A 21,043-nucleotide genomic window follows, 5' to 3' on the forward strand; every position below is an offset into this window, starting at 1 on the left:
TTTTATTTTTATCGTACTTTGAGATAAGATAGATCACGAATATTAACTTGAATTCGGTTACTAGATATCTCCATGATCTAAAAAGCTGTAATAGCCTTCATCGGAAATGATGAGATGATCCAGTACCCTAACGTCAAGCAGTTTCCCTCCCTCAACAATTTTCTTCGTCAGCTGTTTGTCTGCCATGCTTGGCCTCAGCGAGCCGGAAGGATGGTTATGGCTTAAGATCAAACCCGTTGCCTTTGCCTGCAATACCGCTTGGAACACACCCTTGGCATCAACAGCCACTACACCGCTCCCACCTTTGCTTATTAATTCCTTTGCAATTACCCTATTATTTGTATTTAATAACAGAATCCAGAATTCCTCATGAGATAGATCAGCATAAACCGATTGCAACACCTGATAGGCATCTTCGCTACTCTCAATTTGAGGCTTTAGTACCGAGGCATTCTCTTTTCTCCGTCGTCCCAGCTCCAAAGCAGCAATGATGGCAATAGCTTTCGCCTCTCCTATTCCCTTATAATTGCATAAATCTGCAAGGGTTAATCGCGCTAAGTCACTCAGGTTGTTTTCCACATCACTTAAAATACGCTTACTGAGCTCAACAGCGGTTTCCTCTTTTGATCCGCTGCCTATTAAAATGGCTATCAGTTCAGCGTCACTGAGTAAACGACGGCCATTTAATAATAACTTTTCTCTTGGTCTGTCTTGTTCTGCCCATTGTTTTAAACGCATTCTTTTGGTGTAGGTTTCCTGCATAATTTTAATTCTAAGGTTTAAAAAAGATTTTCAGGTTCAGTGAAATTTATAGGACTAAGATAGTAAATTTCGGTTGGAAATCCTCTCTCCTCCTCCCGATAGCTAAAACCCAAATCTTATAGTAGCAAATTCATCTAAGTTTACTATTTTAGGCCTTAATTTACGCAATTATAAGCAATGAACAAATTACTACAGTTAGGAATGTGCGCATTGATCGGCGGAACGCTATCGGCTTGTCAACACATTCAATCGAAAGAAGCAAAAATGGAAACACCGTCTTGGGTTGATTTATTCAACGGAAAAAACCTTGATGATTGGACGGTAAAGATTGCCAAACATGAGGTTGGCGAAAATTATGCTAACACGTTTCGGGTGGAAAATGGCGTTATCAAGGTAGGCTACGAAGGATATGATCAGTTCGACCAACAGTACGGACATATTTTTTATAATAAACCGTATTCTTATTATTTGTTAAGAGTTGAATATCGATTTGTTGGTGAGCAAGCAAAAGGCGGTGAAGGTTGGGCCTGGAGAAACAGCGGTATTATGCTTCATGGGCAGGAACCTCATACTATGTTAAAAGATCAAGACTTTCCGATTTCTCTTGAAGCACAACTTCTTGGCGGGAATGGAAAAGAAGAAAGAAGCACCGGAAATTTATGCACGCCGGGTACCGAGGTCGTTTATAAAAATGAGCAATATACGCCTCATTGTTTGAACTCTAATTCAAAGACCTATGCCGGTGATCAATGGGTTACTGCGGATGTGCTAGTGCTCGGTGATTCCATTATCAAACATATCATCAATCGTGATACCGTAATGGTTTATACCAAGCCGACGATAAATGGTGGTGGCGTTAGCAATTACGACCCTAAAGTGAAACAAGATGGGAAATTGCTGAGCAGCGGATATTTTTCCCTGCAAAGCGAAAGCCATCCAATAGAATTTAGAAAAGTTGCTATTATTGATTTAGAACCTTATGCTAAAGATCCAAAAAAGTTGGATGGTATATTGAAGGAAATTCGTGAAAGGGACACCAAATAATAAAAGGGGTTGTGGAAAAAATCCCAACCCCAAAAATCTTAAACTATATATCTTAAGCTAAACCGTTAACGAACTTCGTCAATTTAGACTTATTGTTAGATGCTTTGTTTTTATGAATCACGTTTTTCTTTGCTAAACGATCTAGCATTGATATTACACGAGGTAATAAAGTAGCAGCTTCTTCTTTCGAAGTTGTCGCACGTAATTTCTTAATAGCGTTACGCGTTGTTTTTGCTTGGTAACGATTTCTTAAACGCTTCGCAGCGTTAGCTCTAATTCTTTTAATTGAAGATTTATGGTTTGCCATTTTTTTAGCCTTTAATCCTTAATGTTTTTTTTCGGACTGCAAATATAGAATTAAGATTTGGATATTACAAAAAAGTTTTAAAAAGAGTTTGAAACGAATCTTGCTTATGAATCGTATCCTGACATTTTTATTAGCCTGTACAACCATATTTTTCTTAAGTTCTTGGGGCTTTTATGCCCACAGAGAGATCAATCGCTTAGCCGTTTTCACTTTACCAACCAATTGGCTCCTTTTTACAAAAAACATCTGTTGTATTTAAGTGAACACGCGGTGGATGCTGACAAAAGAAGATATGCCAATGAATACGAGGCGGCCCGACACTATATTGACATCGATGCTTATGGAAGCCATCCATTTGATAGTTTACCGAAGCATTGGTCGGAAGCCGTCTCAAAGTACGGCGAGGATACGCTCAACAGCCATGGTATTGTGCTTGGCAGATCGATCGAACCTACCGTCTTTTAACAAAAGCCTTTAGCGATGGCGAACTTTCGAAGATTCTACGATATTCTGCTGACTTGGGGCACTATATTGCCGACGCACATGTTCCACTTCATACGACGCACAATTACAATGGTCAATTGACCAATCAAGTCGGGATCCACGCGTTCTGGGAAAGCCGTCTTCCTGAATTGTTTGCTCATCAATATAATTTTATTGTCGGCCGTGCCCGGTATGTTGCAGATCCGCTAGATGAGGCTTGGAGAATCGTCCAGCAAAGTTTTTTACTCGTCGACAGCGTGTTGACTTTGGAATCTACGCTTAACGATCGGCATCCCAAGGAAAAAAAATACACCTATGAAAACCGGCTACGTACATTGGAAAGGGTCTATTCCCGTTCTTACTCAACAGCTTATCATCGATCATTGGGCGGAATGGTAGAAAGACAGATGAGGAAATCAATCTTAGCTACCGGCAGTTTCTGGTATTCGGCATGGATCGATGCCGGGCAGCCCGATCTGGAAAATCTTTTAAAAATTGATAGCCGCCACCTGGTTAATCCCGAAAAAGATAGCATCCCCCCTAATGGTAAAGCCTTTGGCAGGGAAGAATGGCAATAAGTAATCCGGACTACCTCTAATATTAAAACCGGACTACCTAATCTAACGTAATAGCTGTTTAATTTGCACCGGTTTCTACTATGAGAAACCGGAAGAAGCACTTTTAAAAACACCTAGCTGTCATGAGAGTTTTTACGTTTATAGTCTTTTGCCTCTTTACAAAGGCCCTATTAGCACAATCGCCCCTATCATCTATTGACACGGATACCGTAACTACTTCACTAAATGAAGTGATTATTAATGAAAATCGCCTTCAGACACCTTTTTCGGAACAAAACAGAAATATCAATATCCTAACGAAAGAGCAAATAAAGAATTTACCTGCGCGTTCGGTTAGTGAGTTGCTCAGCTTTATACCCGGTGTGGATGTTCGACAGCGAGGTCCGTGGGGTGCACAAGCGGATATCAGTATTGATGGGGGTACTTTCGAGCAAACGATGATTTTGATCAATGGTATTAAAGTAAATGATCCACAAACCGCACACCATTCCATGAATATCCCAATTCCTATCGGAGCCATAGAACGAGTGGAAGTTATCCGTGGGCCAGCGGCTCGTGTCTATGGTATAAATAGTTTAACCGGAGCCATTAACATCGTCACCCGAACACCTGATAACGATTTCTACGAGGGAACTGTCCAACTCGCTTCCAGTTTAAAAAGCAAGGAAGAAGGCAGCGGCCTTTATAACGGACGCACTATCCAATTGGGCACCGGATTCGCAGATAGTACTGCGACGCATCTCGTATATGGAAGTCATGATTCCGGAAATGGATATCGTTATAATACGCCCTACAATAACAGCAAGATTTTTTATCAAGGAAAGATAAAAAACCATCATGAGGGACTGTGGAACCTCATGGGAGGCTATACCTATAATAATTTTGGAGCCAATGCTTTCTACGCTCCGCCAAATGACAAAGAAGCAAAGGAGATTGTACAAACCGCCCTTTTTTCGCTTGGGTTTACCAGCAGCACTTTAAATCGATGGAAGTTTTCACCGCGACTGAGTTATCGATATAATTATGACGACTATCGTTACAACCAATATAATTTAAGCTTGTTCAGAAATTTACACCATTCTCATGTAGTTAACACAGAGTTCAATGCTACCTATGGCACAGGAAGGGGTGTATTAGGATTAGGTATAGAGTTGCGAAATGAATTTCTCATCAGTACGAATATGGGTGATCGACAACGAAATAACTATGGCCTGTACGCTGAGTATAAAACTGAATTTTCGGAACGGTTAACAGCTAATATCGGCGCCTATTTGAATTATAACACACATTTCGGCTGGCAGGTATACCCTGGCTTAGACTTGGGCTATAAATTAGCTCCTCATTGGCGTCTCTATATCAACGCGGGTTCGGGACAGCGAATTCCTTCTTTCACCGATCTTTACACCAATGGTGGAGGCAACGTTGGTAATCCTGATTTAAATTCCGAAAATGCTTGGTATACAGAAGGGGGATTAAAATATAACAATGAGCGTAGTTTTGTAAGCATCAGTTATTTTTACAGGAAAATAACTGATTTTATTGATTGGACAAGGGCTAACACCGATGAAAGTTGGCGTGCTTCCAATTTTATGCAAAATCAAGTGCAGGGTTTTAATGTAAATGCCAATTGGCAATTGAGCACCCTCGCTAATAGTAACTGGTATCTCGGTCTTGCCTATAATTACCTAGATCCCAAGGTAAAGGCAGTTTACCGGGATCCTGTTATGTCCAAATACGCCATTGAGAGTTTAAGGCATCAAGCAGCACTGCAATTAAGCTTTAGATCAGAACCTATATCATTCAGTATATCAGAACGTTTTGTTGAGCGGATAAGTTATAAAAATTATTTTTTAACAGATGTAAAACTGAGCTATAACTGGAAGAATTACAGACTGTTCTTAGACGCCAATAATATATTCGATACGAGCTATATTGAAGCATCAGCTATTCCGCTGCCGGGACGGTGGTTTAATCTCGGATTTAATTGCAGTTTCTAAATCTAAGTAAGAGGTCGTCCGGAAACTACTTTCTAGACGACCTCCTACTCTTTGATCTAGCGGATTCCTAGTATCTCTTTATTGAGTTTCTCATTCACCCCGGTAGAAGCAAAATCATCGAATGTTTTATCCGTTACTCGAATAATATGTTCACTAATAAACTTAGCCCCTTCTTTAGCACCATCTTCGGGGTGTTTTAGTGCGCACTCCCATTCCATAACAGCCCATCCGCTAAAATCGTACGCGGTGAGTTTACTAAACACTGACTTAAAGTCTACCTGACCATCGCCTAACGACCTGAATCGACCCGCACGTTCAACCCAACCCTGATATCCTCCATAAACACCTTGTTTACCTGTTGGATTAAATTCGGCATCTTTTACATGAAACATTCTAATACGCTCATGGTAATGATCTATATAGGCTAGGTAATCCAAGCATTGAAGTACAAAGTGAGATGGATCATATAAAAGACAAGCTCTTTTGTGGTTATCGACTTTATCTAGAAACATCTCGTAGCTAATACCATCATGTAGGTCTTCCCCCGGATGAATTTCGTAACATAAATCAACACCAGCTTCGTCAAATGTATTTAAGATGGGTAACCATCGATTAGCCAACTCTTTAAAGCCTTCTTCCACTAGACCCGCAGGGCGTTGCGGCCAAGGATACACGGTATGCCACAGCAAGGCACCGCTAAAAGTAGCATGCTCGGTAAGGCCAAGATGCTGTGAGGCTTTCGCTGCATATTTGAGCTGCTGAACCGCCCATTCGGTACGAGCTTTCGGGTTATTATGATACTTCTCCGGAGCAAAGCCGTCAAACAATTTATCATATGCGGGATTCACTGCTACCAGTTGTCCTTGTAAATGGGTTGATAACTCCGTAATCTCTAAACCGTAACTATTTACAAGCCCTTTTATTTCATCAGCATAGGTCTTGCTTTCAGCGGCTTTTTGCAAGTCGAAATAAGAAGTCGCCCATGTGGGAATTTGTATACCTTTGAACCCTAAATCTTTAGCCCACTTACAAATAGAATCTAGGGTATTAAATGGTGGATTTTCTCCAATAAATTGTGCTAAAAAAATGCCTGGTCCTTTAATTGTTTTCATCTATTATTTTTTTTAATTGCTGATGAGAGCTCGCGTAAATAATATTGCTCTATGTGTCAATATTATTTACGTCTCGGTTTCATTCCAAATTTTACTTTTTGTTGGCTTTTCTAATACTGAGGGTTCAATATATTACATTTTTTTGAGCAAACCAAAAACCCTGCTTATGGGGCAGGGTTTCCGAGTACATTTTTAAATATACCGATTAATCAGATTCTCCAAATATTCTTGTTTACCACTGATTGCTTTCGGTTCACCAAGCGAAATCGCCAGGTTTCGAAGATCCGCTAACGATAGCTTTCCTTCCTCATAGGCTTTGCCATCACCGCTATCGAAAGAAAGGTAGCGCTCTCTTCTTATTTTAGTATAGTCAGAGTTTTTCAAAATTTTGTCTGCCACTAATAAAGCACGTGCAAAAGTATCTGCGCCACCGATATGTGCGTAGAATAAATCGGCCGGATCGGTTGAGTTTCGTCTAATTTTAGCGTCAAAGTTAATACCGCCTCCAGCAAAACCACCCGCCTCTAAAATGATCAACAGGGATTCCACCAGTTCGTTGATATTATTCGGAAACTGATCCGTATCCCATCCATTTTGGTAATCGCCACGGTTAGCGTCAATGGAACCTAATAATCCCGCATCCGCAGCTACTTGTAGCTCATGCTGGAAAGTATGTCCTGCTAAGGTAGCGTGGTTCACTTCCAGATTTAGCTTAAAATCATTTAACAAGTCATATTGACGTAGAAAACCTATAACAGTCGCGGCATCGTAGTCATATTGATGTTTTGTAGGTTCACAAGGTTTGGGTTCAATGAAGAAGGTGCCCTTGAAACCTTGCGAACGTGCATAGTCTTTTGCTATATGTAACATCTTCGCCAAATGCTCCTGTTCCCTCTTCATGTCCGTGTTCAGCAAGGTCATATAACCTTCCCTACCACCCCAGAAGACATAATTTTCACCACCTAAAGCGATTGTTGCGTCGAGCGCCGCTTTGATTTGTGCGCCCGCGTGTGCCACTACATGGAAATCAGGATTCGTTGCAGCGCCGTTCATATAGCGTTTATGACTGAAGAGATTAGCCGTCCCCCATAGCAATTTTACGCCACTAGCCTGTTGTTTTTCTTTTGCATAAGCGACTAATTTTTGTAGACGTTCTTCATTTTCCATAACATTATCTCCATAATCCACTACATCTACATCATGGAAGCAATAGTATGGCATGTCAATTTTGGTAAAGAACTCAAATGCGGCATCCATTTTGTCTTTTGCCCGCTGAATTACGTCTGCGTGCTCATCCCACGGAAACACATGCGTTTGACCACCAAAAGGATCCGAACCCGTTCCGTTGAATGAGTGCCAATAGGCTACAGCAAAGCGAAGATGCTCTTTCATGGTTTTACCTCCTACTACCCGGTTAGGATCGTACCAACGATAAGCTAATGGGTTATCACTTTCCGGACCTTCATACTTTATTTGTCCGATTCCTTTAAAATACTCGCGTTCTCCAATAATAATTGACATATGATATCTATTTATTAGTTTATTATAATACATTATTTCAGTTGATTCTCTAATAGATGCAGCCATTGACCATATTCCTCCTCATAGTTCCAGTTGGGATTTGGTTCAATTACCCTAAGTGCTTTTGCGTTTTGAAAAGCCTCTTTCGATGAATTAAAAACGCCGGCACCAATACCTGCTCCAAGCGCAGCTCCAACACTGCCATCGTTATTGTAAAGTTCGACGGGGGTATCCGTTACGTTCACAAAAATCTGTGTGAATAGGTCACTTAAAAATAAATTAGCTTTACCCGCACGTATCACCTCGGGAGACATACCGTTCTCTCTCATAATATCAAGACCATATCGAAAAGCAAAGGCAATTCCCTCCTGGCTAGCTCTAAATACATGTTCACGCTGATGCTTATTTAAATCCAGATTGGCTAAGTGCGCACCAAGTATACGGTTTTCCAAAATCCGTTCGGCACCGTTTCCAAATGGCAGTATCTTAAGTCCATCGCTTCCTAAGGAAACTGTCGAAGCCAGCCTATTCATATCCTCATAATCAAGTCCCTTTCCGAATTGTTCTTTAACCCATCTATTTAAAATCCCCGTGCCGTTTATACAAAGCAATACACCAACCTTCGGGTCATCTAACCCGTAATTGACGTGAGCAAATGTATTCACACGCGAGAGGCGATCATAAACAAGTTGGTCACTTACACCATAAATAACGCCGGATGTGCCTGCCGTTGCGGCCACCTCTCCCGGATTTAAAACATTTAAGGATAATGCATTATTAGGCTGGTCTCCTGCCTTATAACTTATAGGAATACCGGCAGCAAGACCCAATTTATCGGCTATCTCCTTGCTAAGCCTGCCGTGTTCCCCGAAAAGGGGTGCCACTGTTGGTATTAGATCTTCTCTAAAGCCAAAATAGTCCATAAGTTCTTTGGATAATCGCTTGTTCCGAAAATCCCAAAATATCCCTTCAGAAAGAGCTGAAATACTTGTCGTAATGGTTCCTGTTAATTTCATGGCAATATAATCGCCTGGAAGCATTACTTTATATACGCTATCATATAGAACTGGTTCATATTCTTTTATCCATCCCAATTTAGCAGCGGTGAAATTTCCGGGAGAATTGAGCAAGCTAGCAAGAGCGGCTTCTTCTCCTAATGCACGAAAAGCCTTCTCTCCTATTGAAACAGCCCGACTGTCACACCAGATAATCGCGTTACGAAGATTATTTAACGCTTTGTCAACCATGACCAATCCATGCATTTGATAAGCAATACCAATAGCCTTAATATCTTGCGGGTTATAACATTTTTGATTGTTTAATGAGCGGATCGCTTGTTGAACATGCTCCCACCACATATCGGGTGATTGCTCCGCCCAGCCTGCCTCGGGAGTTAAAATCGCTGTCTCCTCTTCTTCGGGATATCTTAACGAGGCGACACAGCTTTGCTTGTCAGCGTCTACCACTGATATCTTAATAGCAGATGTTCCAATATCTATTCCTAATAATAACATAGATCTCCAGTTTACTTAGGTTAATGCTAACGTTGGCATAAAAATAGAACTAAAGAATGAAAATTGCAATAGGCAGCGTATTATTTTATTGTTTTTGGCTTCACAATGATATCGCCCGCTGCTATATAGCAAAATTGCATATCACCTTCATTTTTTCTATGTTTGATAAATTATTTCGTATATTTTCTATAATAGCCGTGGATCTTTGCTTTGGTGGTCTAGTTCCGGCAACCCAAGTTTAAATATTATATTACCGAATGAAGAAAGTCACTATACTGGATATTGCCAAAGAACTGAACATCACATTTTCAACTGTTGCAAGGGCCTTAAATGATCATCCTGCTATTAGTAAATCAACAAAAGAAGCTGTAAAGAAGACAGCCGAGAAACTAGGGTATAGTAAAAACAAGATTGCCTCTTCGCTACGTTCGGGCAAAAGTAATATCATCGGTGTCCTCGTCCCTTCGTTGGACGTTAGTTTCTTCAGCTCAGTGGTACATGGTATTGAATCTATTATGAACCAACATGGATATTCGATACTTTTATACCAATCGCAGGAATCCTATAAAAAAGAGGACAAAGGTATTGAAACGCTGCTTAATTCGCGTGTTGATGGCATCATTACCTCATTTGCTATCGACCGTGAAGATAGTACCATCTTTGAGGAAATTATCTCGAAAAATATTCCGCTTACGTTTTTCGATCGTGCGTTATATCAATTGAATGCACCGTCCGTTACTATAGACGATTACAAAGGTGGCTATATGGCAACAGAACACCTCATCCAATCTGGGTACAAAAAGATCGTCCACATTACAGAAACAAGGGATCTATCCATTTTTAAGGAACGTCTAAAAGGTTATTTAGATGCTTTGAAAGCCTATAATATTCCCGTTAACGAGGATTTAATTCTTAAGGGCAACTTATCGCTGAATTTCGGTAAAGACTGTGTAAAGGAGTTGACAAGCAGAGGCATCGACTTTGATGCTATTTTTACACTAGAAGACTTTACTGCTATGGGAGTTATACAGCAGTTAAAATCACAACAGATCAGAATACCGGAAGAAGTAGGTGTAATAGGCTTTGCCAACGAAGCTTTCGGCAGTCTGGTTACGCCATCTCTTTCAACCATTGATCAACAAACGCATTTGATGGGACAAGAGACAGCACAGTTATTTTTGACGATGTTAAAAGAGGGAAGTTTTTATAAAATGGCCCCGCAAAGAATCAAGCTTGACCCCTTACTAATCGTAAGGGAAAGTTCAAAAGGCCCACAACTTTAATCTAACTCTAATATACTTATAAAGTATTCCTAATAAGGCGTGCCTCATCTTTGCTGCATTATAATGAATGATAATGACGGCAAAGACACCTATTCTATTGGTTATATTTTTTCTTTCTTCCATTTGTAGCGTCTCTTACGGACAGATAAAACCGGATACGCTCCGCATATATCCCGAAGAAGCGGAACAGCTATTTCTTCGCAATAACTTATCATTGATAGCCGAACGATTAAATATCGATCAGGCAAATGCTTTGATACTGCAAGCGAAAGTTTGGCCAAACCCAAACTTGAGTATTGATGAAATCAACTTGAATCGCAATTCTACATCCGAATCCATTCCGCCTCTATTCGGAAGCTTTGCGCGCAATCAACAATTTACCGTACAACTCGAACAATTGATCTTAACGGCTAGGAAAAGAAAGAAAAACATAAGCCTTGAAGTCAGCAATAAACAATTAGCGGAAAATACGTTCATCGATTTTTTACAATCATTAAAAGTAGAGTTTAGGGCGCTTCTGGCTAATTTATTATTTAATCAGGAAACTTTTTCGGATCTGGAACGACAAGCACAGCTCGTTAACAAGCTAGTAAAGGCACAGGAGGTGCAACTGCAGGAAGGAAATATATCGCAAGCCAGCTATCTACGCCTCAAGGCGCTTGGAATTGAGCTGCTCAGTGAACTTAATGAAACTAGCGAAGAACGCAATAAGTTGCAATCAAATCTAAAAACGCTTATGGCCATTAGTGGTTCTACCTTCATTGTACTAAATGACAATAAACTTAACGAAAAGACGATTAATAAATGGTCCGATATGCCCTATACGGCATTGCTTGAAATGGCTGATCATCATAACAGTCAACTTAAGATTGCCAATAGTCTAAAAGAAGTTTCATCATCTACATTGGCTGTTGAAAAAGCAAAAAGGATTCCAGACCTGACTGTTAATTTAAACTATGATCGCAATGGTTCTACGATGTTCAATTTTTTCGGTGCCGGTATTTCGTTCGATTTACCCTTGTTTGATAGAAACAAAGGCAATATTAAGTATGCCACAATTGAGATGAAAAAGCAGGAGCAGTTGACGGAGGAAAAGAGAAACGCCATTCGCAATCAGCTGGACGAGACCTACAAAAACATCCGCCAGCGGATTCAGCTTTATAGAAGTTTCGATGCCAATTACCTTGTTCAGTTAGAAAAAATGCAATCATCTATCGCCAATAATCTACTCAGCCGCAACCTGAGCCTGCTTGAATTTCTTGATCTCTTCGATTCATTTAAAAGCAATAAACAATTGTACTACAAAACGAAAAGGGATATTCAATTACAGGCTTGCGAACTGACCTATATAATTGGCAAGGATCTGTAGCTGGATAGGAAAAATTGAATAGGTATGAGAAAGTAAGCTTCAACTAACATATTAACCAAGTTTATTCAAAGCGCTTCGGCGCTGAAAATAGCATTTATAGATAAGTACCTTAAACAGGTGATACATAAACAAATTCATTCTAATGAGAAAAAGTATAATATTTATTTCGTTCATTATAGCCTTAGGTGTAAGCTCTTGTAATTCAAGTAAAGAAAGCAATGGAGGTCAAGAAGAAGAAAACATAAAAAAAAACCTGTTTGAACGATGATCTTAAAAAAATAATATCAACCGAGACGATCCGAACAAGCGTTGAAAACAAGGAAATTCTCAAACTTACCGGAAGTGTTAGCTATGACGAAGATAAAGTTTACAAATTTGTACCGCTATTAAGCGGTGTGGTGCAACATGTGGGATTCAGCCTTGGCGACTATGTGAAGAAAGGTCAGATATTACTTGAAATAAGCAGCACAGACCTGAATGATATGGTTGCCGGTTTGAATGAAGCCGAACTAAAATTAAAAATTGCACAAAGACAATTAAGCGCAACCCAAAATTTATATGCCGATGGCGTAGCTTCGGATAAAGAAATTTTAGAGGCACAGGCTGATGTAAGTAATGCACAATTCGAAATTAAAAAGACCAAAGCAAGCTTAGATATCTTTGGTGGCAATATTGAAAAAGGAGTACTGGTTATCCGCTCAAAGAATGATGGGTACATCGTGGAGAAAAATATTGTAAATGGTCAGCAGATAGAAGCGGGAGGAGAACCGCTGTTTGTAATTGGCGATTTGAGTAGGGTTTGGGTAAAAGCTAACGTGTATACCGGCAATATTAGTAGTGTACGAAGGGGACAATCTGTCAATATAGAAACAACAGCCTATCCAAACAAGCATTTTAATGGGGTTATTAATCGTATTTCCAATGTAGTGGACCCAAACGAACGTGTTCTGAAAGCCATTATTGAGCTAGACAATCAAGACTTACTATTAAGACCGGAAATGATGGCTACCATTGATGTTTACTTAGATCATCAAGTTCACAGCATGGCCATTCCACATAACGCCGTTATTTTTGATAATGAAGCGTATCATCTTATTAAATACAATAACGATTGTGATTTAGAGGTGGTGGATTTTACACCTAGCTATGAAGACAATCATTATTATTATGTGTCTGATGACCACCTTCATGACGGTGATCGTATTATTGGTAAAAACAGTTTATTAATCTATAACCGATTGATCGGAAGATAACAATTTGTTCTAAGTTATTTTAAGCGCTATCCCCTACTCATACTTTATTTCAAATGATTAAACTTGTAGAGAAGATTGTTGGTTTTTCACTGAAGAATCAACTGATTGTTTTCTTTTTTGTGGCCCTCTTGATAGCCGCCGGCGTCTATGCGTATAAACATACTCCTATAGAGGCCTTTCCTGATGTTACCAATACACGTGCACGGATCATCACGCAATGGCCCGGGAGAAGCGCCGAAGAAATAGAAAAGTTCATTACTTTGCCGATAAGCAAGGAAATGAACACCATTCCCGGTAAAACAGAAGTCCGCTCCATATCACTTTTTGGCCTATCTGTGATCACTGTCAATTTCAAAGATCATATAGAAGACTTTTACGCCCAACAGTATACAGCCAACCGGTTGCGTGCTGTTGATCTACCCGAAGGGGCTGAAGCAGAAATAGAGCCGCCCTATGGGGCAACCGGCGAGATTTTTAGGTATGTAATTAAAAGTGAAAAAAAGATTCCGATTAGAGAGTTATCTGCATTGCAAAACTGGGTTATTGAAAGAGAACTTTTATCCGTAGATGGCGTGGCAGACATTGTTAGTTTCGGTGGTGAGGAAAAGATATTTGAAATAAGAGTTAATCCCGCTGAGTTAGCAAACTATAATTTGACGGCGCTTGATGTGTATGATGCGGTAGAAAAGAGCAATATTAATGTGGGAGGCGATGTCATTCAAAGGGGCGATCAAGCCTATGTGGTTCGGGGCGTTGGTTTACTTGACAAGGTAAGTGATATCGCCAGTATATTGATAAAAAATGTAAACGGGGTACCCGTACTGGTAAAAAATGTGGCCGACGTCCAGATTAGCAGCAAACCAAGATTAGGTCAGGCCGGATTAAATGAACAAGACGACCTGATCGAAGGCATCGTCGTGATGTTACGGGGCGAAAACCCAAGTGAAGTTATTGAACGATTGAAAGAACGTATACAGGATTTAAACGATCGTATACTGCCGAAAGGTGTTAAAATTGAAGCTTTTCACGATCGCACGCATCTTGTGGAGAAAACGGTAGATACTGTAACGCATAACTTGATTGAAGGTATTGTACTGGTATCCGTTGTCATATTCTTATTTCTATTTAACTGGCGTACAACCGTAATCGTTGCTTCCGTCATCCCACTGGCGTTTCTGTTCGCAATTTTGATGCTGAGGATCCAGGGTTTACCCGCCAATTTAATTTCAATTGGTGCTATTGATTTCGGATTACTTTTGGAAGGTACGATGGTTATTGTAGAGCACGTATATGTAAGTCTCGACAAAAAGGCGAAGCTATTGGGAATGGAACGCTTCAACAAAATTGCTAAAGGAGGCATTATAAGAAAAAACGCAAAGGGCGTCGCAAAATCTATCCTTTTTGCCCAAATCATATTGATCATCGCACTGATGCCGATTTTTACTTTCCAGAAAGTTGAAGGCAAGATGTTTGCACCCTTAGCTTTCACTTTGGGGTATGCACTTTTAGGATCGCTTTTATTATCGCTCACCTACGTTCCGGCCATGTGCAAGCTCTTATTGAATACCCATGTGGTGGATCGGCACAATCCCGTTGCCGAGTTCTTTCGTCGGCTCATTTTCAATTGTTATCAATTTGCCCACAGGCATATCAAAGCAACCCTGTTCTTTTTTGCTTTGCTTTTAACAATTTGCAGCATCGGCTTTACCAAAATTGGTACAGAATTCATACCTGAATTGAATGAGGGTGCCATCTATATACGAGCAACCCTACCAAATAGCGTAAATCTCGACGAATCGGTACGTTTAACCAAAGAAATGAAAGAAAAATTGAGAAGATTTCAGGAAGTGAAGTTTATACTGACACAAACAGGACGACCTAACGATGGAACGGACCCAACGGGTTTCTTTAATATAGAATTTCACGTACAGCTAAAGGACGACAACGAATGGCGAAAAAACATAACGAAAGAAGACCTCCTGGAAGAGATGGAAGCAACGCTTAATGTTTATCCGGGGATTAATTTCGGCTTTAGCCAACCCATTATGGATAATGTGGAGGAGTATGTTGCCGGTGTTAAGAGTTCTTTAGTGGCAAAAGTATACGGTGATGATCTATACAAATTAGAACAAATTGCGGATAGTATCGCCAAAAGCCTGAATCAGGTAAAGGGGATTGAAGATCTATTAGTTTTTAGAAATATAGGCTTACCGGAATTAAGAATACGCTTGAGTGAGGCCAGAATGGCACGATACGGTGTTTCCATGCGTGACGCACAAGCCGTTGTTGAAATGGCTATTGGCGGAAAGGCGGCGTCTACCTTTTATGACGGAGAAAAGATGTTTGATATTCGCGTACGCTATGATAAGCCCTTTCGGGATACAGAAGAACAGATTAAAAATATTTTAGTTCCCTCAATCGATAATGCTAAAATTCCGCTCTACGAAATTGCTGACATCGGGTATCATTCAGGCCCTGCCTTTATTTATCGGCAAGGGAACTCGCGCTATATTGCCGTCGGCTTTTCAGTCAGGGGACGTGACCTGGGCAGCGCAATTAAAGAAGCACAGGATAAGGTAACGAAACAAGTGTCTCTCCCCTCATCCTACAGATTAGAGTGGGCGGGTGATTTTGAAAACCAACAACGCGCTTTAAGTAGACTGGCCGTTATAGTGCCTGTGTCGCTGCTGCTAATAGCCTTTCTTTTGTACTTAAACTTTGGCAACTTAAAGGATACACTCATTTCGTTAATAACCATTCCTTTTGCCTTTATTGGTGGCTTCATATCTTTATGGTTAACAGGAACTATTTTTGGTATTTCTGCCGGTATTGGTTTCATTATTTTGTTCGGTGTAGGAACAATTGATGGAATTATTCTTATTTCGGTTATGAAAAGTAATTTAATCAAGGGCAAAGATCTATCAAATGCTATTTCGGAAGGAGTATATGACCGAATTAGACCGGTGTTTATGATTGCTATTATGGGATCATTAGGTTTATTACCAGCTGCCCTTTCTCAGGGAATGGGTTCTGAAATACAGAAACCCTTAGCCATCATGATCGTTGGGGGGCTCTTAATCTGCATGATACTGAGCCTTGTTGTTTTACCACAGGTATTTTACCTGGCCTATAAAAAGAAAAAGTAATAATCGATTAAAGCAGCGTACCCTTTAGAATCGATGTCGCCACGGTGAAATAGATGACCAACCCCGTAACATCCACTAAAGTAGCAACAAAAGGAGCCGATGACGTGGCGGGATCGGCTCCCAATTTTCTTAAAATAAAGGGAAGCATGGAGCCAACCAAAGAACCCCATAATATCACTCCTACCAGGGATAGGCCTACGACCATACTGATTAAAAACCAGTCTTGCCCATATTCGCCGAAAAGATGATAACCGAATATCCGCAATAAGCCAAGCACACCTAAGATAACGCCTAATATGACACCGGATATCAATTCCCTTTTAAAGACTCTAAACCAATCAGATAGATTAACCTCTCCCATAGCCATCGCCTGGATAATAAGAGCAGAAGCTTGCGAACCGGTATTCCCTCCACTTGAAGTAATCAAAGGAACAAAGGTCATCAATACAACGGCTGTCGCCAATTGTACCTCATATTTTTCAATAACGGTAGCTGTAAATAGCTGACCGATAAACAACACCATTAACCATGGAGCCCGTTTTTTTACCAGATGCCAAATTGATACGTCCAAATAAGGCTCGTCCAGCGCTTCGGACCCCCCCATCCGTTGTATGTCCTCAGTATACTCTTCATTAGCTATCCACAACACATCGTCCACCGTCACGATCCCCAACATAATTCCCTGCTTATCAGTTACGGGTAGAGCCACCCGGTTGTTCATCCTAAATATATTGATAGCTTCTTCTTGTGGATCGAAAGCATTAAGGGCGATTAATCGATTATCCATTAGATCGGCAACCTTTACATCGGGAGCGGACAAAAGTATTTCGCGGATTCGGATATCGTCAAGTAACACGCCTTTATCGTCTATCACGTAAATGACGTCAATGGTTTCGGAGTCTTTCCCATATTTACGTATGTGTTCCAGTGCTTGCGCCACGGTAAAGTCTTGTTTCACCGTTACGTAGTCCGGTGTCATCAACCGACCTACACTATCCTCGGGATAACCCAATAATGTCAGAGCCTCCTTTCTATCCTCAGGCGGCATTAATATAATCATCTTCTTCACGGCGTCGCCGTGAAGTTCGCTAAAGAAAGCTGTTCGATCATCCGGGGGCAACTCGTTGATCAGTTCAGTTATTTTTGCACCGGATAGTTTCTTTATAATTCGCTCTTGCGTAGGGAAATCTAAAATCCTAAAGACATTAACCGCTCTATTGATACTGAGCGTCTCAATAAATGTAGAACCATATTCGGGCAGTTCGTCGATGAGATCTTCTACCTCGGATATATTTAGGCTATCCAGATATTCTTGTAGCTGTTCCTTATCACCTTCGGCAATCAATAATTCTATTTGTTCTACCAGAGTGTCCAGGTTATTCTCCATACAAAAGCCCTCAAGTAAAGTTTTTACATAAAAATTCTATTTGCTGCAAAAGTCGCCTTTTTTATTGAATAATCTCAAGGTAATTTATACATTTCACCTAAAAATAAATTTACCCTTAATGCTTCATAAAGCTCATTTTCATTGCCCTCGCTTTAAGTACTGACATAGGAGCTTGCGTTCAAAAGCCTTTATCATCCAGCTATTTTGCTTTGGCCGATGATTCTCGTGTCTTATTAATATCGATCATATGAAGATCACGACTGAAAAACAAAGCCTGTCTGGTTTAGTTTTTAAACTCCCTAACTTTGTCTGACTTTCGTAATTTTTTTATTCATTAAAATCATATATAAATGTTTTTTGTTTATTTTAGCGACAGGTATAATATGAAATTACCAACTTAAAATAGCATGAGAACGAAAAGGATCAGAAAAGTATATAGCGCTCTTTTTCTTTCTATCTTCTTTTTGAAGATGGCTATTTCAATCGCACCTATATATGCTTCTTTATACGATAGCAAACATGTAATGGCAGTTATCTTGCAATTAGAGATTGAAAACCACTCCGGTAAATCTAATTGTGGCGACACCAATATTGAAAATTTCAGCAAAGAATTCGCAACGGTAATTAATTGGGACATTTTCATGACTCCTTTACGTTATTTAGCTATCAAGCAATATGTTACAGATGATGACATCAGCGTAAAGTCATTCTACCCTTCTGTCCCAACGCCGCCTCCAAATTGTTAAACAAGTAATTCCCAAATTAATTTTTCCTAAAGCTATAGCACCCACATACCTTATTGGTTATGCGAGCTAGTAAAGGACTGATATACTCCCACAATCAGCTCTTTATAATCGTATAACCAATAATAAAGATTCGGTGCTGTATTGTAGGGATAACATATACTTGCTTAAAACAACAAATAATTATCATTTATCTAACACATTAAAATTTTATGCTAGGCACACGTTTTTCAGCATTTTTTAAAGTTGCCAAAAGAGACTTAAAGTACGACTTACCCGCAAGTGTGGTCGTCTTCCTAGTTGCCTTACCCCTTTGTTTGGGGATAGCAATGGCATCGGGAGCACCTTTATTTGCAGGTCTATTGACAGGAATTGTCGGAGGACTCGTAGTAGCCTCTATTAGTGGTTCGCAATTAAGTGTAAGTGGCCCTGCCGCCGGCTTAACGGTTATTGTTTTCGGTGCTATTCAGTCGTTAGGTTCGTATCATGTTTTTTTATTAGCTGTAGTCTTGGCGGGCATGATACAACTAGTTCTTGGTATGATTAAAGCAGGAACCATCGGCAACTATTTCCCTTCAGCAGTTATCGAAGGTATGTTAGCTGCCATCGGTATAACCATTATCCTTAAACAGTTACCCCATGCATTGGGATATGACGCTGATTTTTTTGGAGATGAAAGCTTCAAGCAATTAGACGGAGACAACACGTTATTAGCTATTAAAGCCGCTTTCGGAGCGATCCATTTAGGTGCTACTATTATAACGGCTTTATCCCTCCTAGTATTAATCTACTGGCCAAAACTTAAAAAGCTGAGTATAGTGCCGGCGCCTCTTATGGTCGTTGTTTTCGCCGTATTGCTTAATATCGCCTTTAAGGGCAGCAAGCTCGAAATTGACCCAAAACATTTAGTTGAGATACCGGTTGTTAACTCTTTTAATGAATTTTTAGGCTTATTTCAGTTCCCTGATTTCACTGCGATCGTAAACTATGATGTTTGGATAGTTGCATTTACAATTGCTATTGTTGCGAGTTTGGAAACACTTCTCTGCATTGAAGCGGTTGATAAACTAGATCCCTATAAGCGTGTATCTCCTACTAATCGGGAGTTGGTTGCGCAAGGAATTGGAAATATGACAACCGGTATGTTAGGTGGCCTTCCAATGACTTCCGTAATTGTGAGGTCTTCCGCAAATGTTAATGCCGGCGGAAAGACCAGGCAAAGCGCGATGTTTCATGGCTTCTGGTTGCTATTGGCACTATTAATTATTCCTGCCATTATTAATATGATACCGCTCGCCTGCTTAGCGGCCATACTATTGGTTACCGGATACAAATTAGCCAAAATCCCCCTATTTACCCGCATGTACCGAAGAGGGCTCGATCAATTTATTCCGTTCGTTGTTACGATATTAGCAATTGTTTTTACTGATTTATTAAAAGGGGTCGGTATTGGCATGGTAGTGGCTATATTCTATATCTTACGTAACAATATGCGCAATCCTTTTGGATATGACCTGGAGGAAAGCAATGGAAATAAAAAAATAAAAGTATACTTATCTGAAGAAGTGTCCTTTCTAAATAAGGCAGCTATTCAACAATCATTATATAATTTGCCGAAAGATGTAACGCATATTATCGTGGACGGAACCAGTAGCCGTTTCATAGACAAAGATGTTGTTCAAGTAATCAAAGACTTTGAACAAAATGCGCTCAGTTCGGGAAAACGCGTCGAATTGATCGATGTGTATGATAAACGAGAAGCGCCGAATATCCATCATTTATTTAAGAAAATACAACCAAGAACAAGAAAAAAAAAGATTAAACCAATAAAACAAATTTAATATGTCGAACAAAGCTTTTAAGAATCCCATTTTAGAAGAAACATTTAATAGAATTAAGGCAGGAAATGACGCATGGGTTAATGAAGTAGCAAGCGATACAACGGGCTTATTTAAAGAATTAGCCAAGGGACAACGTCCTGAGATTCTTTGGATCGGCTGCGCAGATAGTCGTGTACCGGCAAATCAAATCACGCATACAAGACCGGGAGACGTTTTTGTGCATAGAAATATTGCAAATATGTGTATTCATTCGGATATGAATATGTTGAGTGTATTGGACTATGCAGTAAATGTATTAAAGGTTAAACATGTTATCGTTGCAGGGCACTATGGTTGCGGCGGCGTGGCTGCTGCTCTTAGTCAAAAGCAGTTTGGCTTAATTGACAACTGGCTTTGCCATATTAAAGACGTTTATCGCTTACATAAAGGCGAAATCGATGCTATTACCGACTCTACTGCTAAGGTGAATCGCTTGGTTGAACTGAATGTTGCAGAACAGGTATTTAATCTCTGCACCTCAACCATCATCCAAAACGCCTGGAAGGAAAGGGACGATTTAGCTGTTCACGGTATGGTTATTGAACTGGAAACAGGCAGGTTGATTGACCTTGACTTAACTTTTACAGAAAGCACCCAATTGGATGATGTCTTCGCTTATAAATAATAGGCTATGGCGATTATAGTTAAAAAGCCGGTAGAGATA

17 protein-coding genes are annotated in these 21,043 nt (G+C 40.1%); 11 read left to right on the top strand and 6 right to left on the bottom strand.

Annotated elements, in window-relative coordinates; genetic code table 11:
- Positions 1–60: 60 nt before the first annotated feature.
- Positions 61–762, bottom strand: a complete 702-nt coding sequence (gene radC, locus QT327_RS15265; RefSeq protein ID WP_013667208.1) for a RadC family protein — start codon at positions 760–762, stop codon at positions 61–63.
- 177 nt (positions 763–939) lie between these two features.
- On the opposite strand from radC, the gene QT327_RS15270 reads away from it, so the two are divergent.
- Complete coding sequence (locus QT327_RS15270) at positions 940–1,806, top strand: 3-keto-disaccharide hydrolase (RefSeq protein WP_130855792.1); 867 nt, start codon at positions 940–942, stop codon at positions 1,804–1,806.
- Between the two features lie 52 nt (positions 1,807–1,858).
- On the opposite strand, the gene rpsT is transcribed toward QT327_RS15270, so the two are convergent.
- Positions 1,859–2,113, bottom strand: a complete 255-nt coding sequence (rpsT, locus tag QT327_RS15275) for a 30S ribosomal protein S20 (protein ID WP_013667210.1) — start codon at positions 2,111–2,113, stop codon at positions 1,859–1,861.
- Between the two features lie 249 nt (positions 2,114–2,362).
- Between rpsT and QT327_RS15280 the strand changes: the two genes are divergently transcribed.
- The 3 genes from QT327_RS15280 to QT327_RS15290 all read left to right on the top strand — a co-directional run bounded on the left by QT327_RS15280 (position 2,363) and on the right by QT327_RS15290 (position 5,171).
- Positions 2,363–2,578, top strand: coding sequence for a phospholipase C/P1 nuclease family protein (locus QT327_RS15280; RefSeq protein WP_289553256.1), 216 nt, complete (start codon positions 2,363–2,365; stop codon positions 2,576–2,578).
- 53 nt (positions 2,579–2,631) lie between these two features.
- Positions 2,632–3,174, top strand: a complete 543-nt coding sequence (locus QT327_RS15285; protein ID WP_289553258.1) for a phospholipase C/P1 nuclease family protein — start codon at positions 2,632–2,634, stop codon at positions 3,172–3,174.
- Between the two features lie 122 nt (positions 3,175–3,296).
- Positions 3,297–5,171, top strand: coding sequence for a TonB-dependent receptor plug domain-containing protein (locus QT327_RS15290; protein ID WP_149105721.1), 1,875 nt, complete (start codon positions 3,297–3,299; stop codon positions 5,169–5,171).
- A 56-nt stretch (positions 5,172–5,227) separates the two neighbouring features.
- Here the strand turns inward: QT327_RS15290 and QT327_RS15295 are convergent, their stop codons facing one another.
- The 3 genes from QT327_RS15295 to QT327_RS15305 all read right to left on the bottom strand — a co-directional run bounded on the left by QT327_RS15295 (position 5,228) and on the right by QT327_RS15305 (position 9,318).
- Positions 5,228–6,283 (bottom strand): sugar phosphate isomerase/epimerase family protein, encoded by a 1,056-nt coding sequence (locus tag QT327_RS15295; protein WP_130855789.1) that lies wholly within the window; start codon positions 6,281–6,283, stop codon positions 5,228–5,230.
- A gap of 192 nt (positions 6,284–6,475) precedes the next feature.
- Positions 6,476–7,804, bottom strand: coding sequence for a xylose isomerase (xylA, locus tag QT327_RS15300; protein ID WP_130855788.1), 1,329 nt, complete (start codon positions 7,802–7,804; stop codon positions 6,476–6,478).
- A gap of 32 nt (positions 7,805–7,836) precedes the next feature.
- Positions 7,837–9,318: a xylulokinase gene (locus QT327_RS15305; protein ID WP_130855787.1), complete on the bottom strand. Its 1,482-nt coding sequence runs from the start codon at positions 9,316–9,318 to the stop codon at positions 7,837–7,839.
- Between the two features lie 257 nt (positions 9,319–9,575).
- Between QT327_RS15305 and QT327_RS15310 the strand changes: the two genes are divergently transcribed.
- From QT327_RS15310 to QT327_RS15325, 4 genes are all read left to right on the top strand, one after another.
- Positions 9,576–10,601 (top strand): LacI family DNA-binding transcriptional regulator, encoded by a 1,026-nt coding sequence (locus QT327_RS15310; protein WP_289553260.1) that lies wholly within the window; start codon positions 9,576–9,578, stop codon positions 10,599–10,601.
- A 73-nt stretch (positions 10,602–10,674) separates the two neighbouring features.
- The gene (locus QT327_RS15315) at positions 10,675–11,970 is read left to right on the top strand and encodes a TolC family protein (RefSeq protein ID WP_165446954.1); all 1,296 of its coding nucleotides are present in this window, start codon (positions 10,675–10,677) and stop codon (positions 11,968–11,970) included.
- Between the two features lie 257 nt (positions 11,971–12,227).
- Complete coding sequence (locus tag QT327_RS15320) at positions 12,228–13,223, top strand: efflux RND transporter periplasmic adaptor subunit (protein ID WP_289553261.1); 996 nt, start codon at positions 12,228–12,230, stop codon at positions 13,221–13,223.
- Between the two features lie 53 nt (positions 13,224–13,276).
- On the top strand, positions 13,277–16,369 hold the full coding sequence (locus QT327_RS15325) for an efflux RND transporter permease subunit (protein WP_013667220.1): 3,093 nt from the start codon (positions 13,277–13,279) through the stop codon (positions 16,367–16,369).
- Positions 16,370–16,376: 7 nt separating this feature from the next.
- Here the strand turns inward: QT327_RS15325 and mgtE are convergent, their stop codons facing one another.
- Positions 16,377–17,756, bottom strand: a complete 1,380-nt coding sequence (gene mgtE / locus QT327_RS15330; protein WP_013667221.1) for a magnesium transporter — start codon at positions 17,754–17,756, stop codon at positions 16,377–16,379.
- A gap of 407 nt (positions 17,757–18,163) precedes the next feature.
- On the opposite strand from mgtE, the gene QT327_RS15335 reads away from it, so the two are divergent.
- From QT327_RS15335 to QT327_RS15345, 3 genes are all read left to right on the top strand, one after another.
- Positions 18,164–18,502, top strand: coding sequence for a hypothetical protein (locus QT327_RS15335; RefSeq protein ID WP_013667222.1), 339 nt, complete (start codon positions 18,164–18,166; stop codon positions 18,500–18,502).
- 209 nt (positions 18,503–18,711) lie between these two features.
- A complete protein-coding gene (locus tag QT327_RS15340) occupies positions 18,712–20,340 on the top strand; it encodes a SulP family inorganic anion transporter (protein ID WP_289553262.1) in 1,629 nt (542 codons plus the stop codon).
- Position 20,341: 1 nt separating this feature from the next.
- Positions 20,342–21,004: a carbonic anhydrase gene (locus tag QT327_RS15345; RefSeq protein WP_013667224.1), complete on the top strand. Its 663-nt coding sequence runs from the start codon at positions 20,342–20,344 to the stop codon at positions 21,002–21,004.
- Positions 21,005–21,043: the final 39 nt, after the last annotated feature.

The organism is Olivibacter sp. 47, assembly GCF_030372825.1.
GTDB lineage: Bacteria > Bacteroidota > Bacteroidia > Sphingobacteriales > Sphingobacteriaceae > Olivibacter > Olivibacter oleidegradans.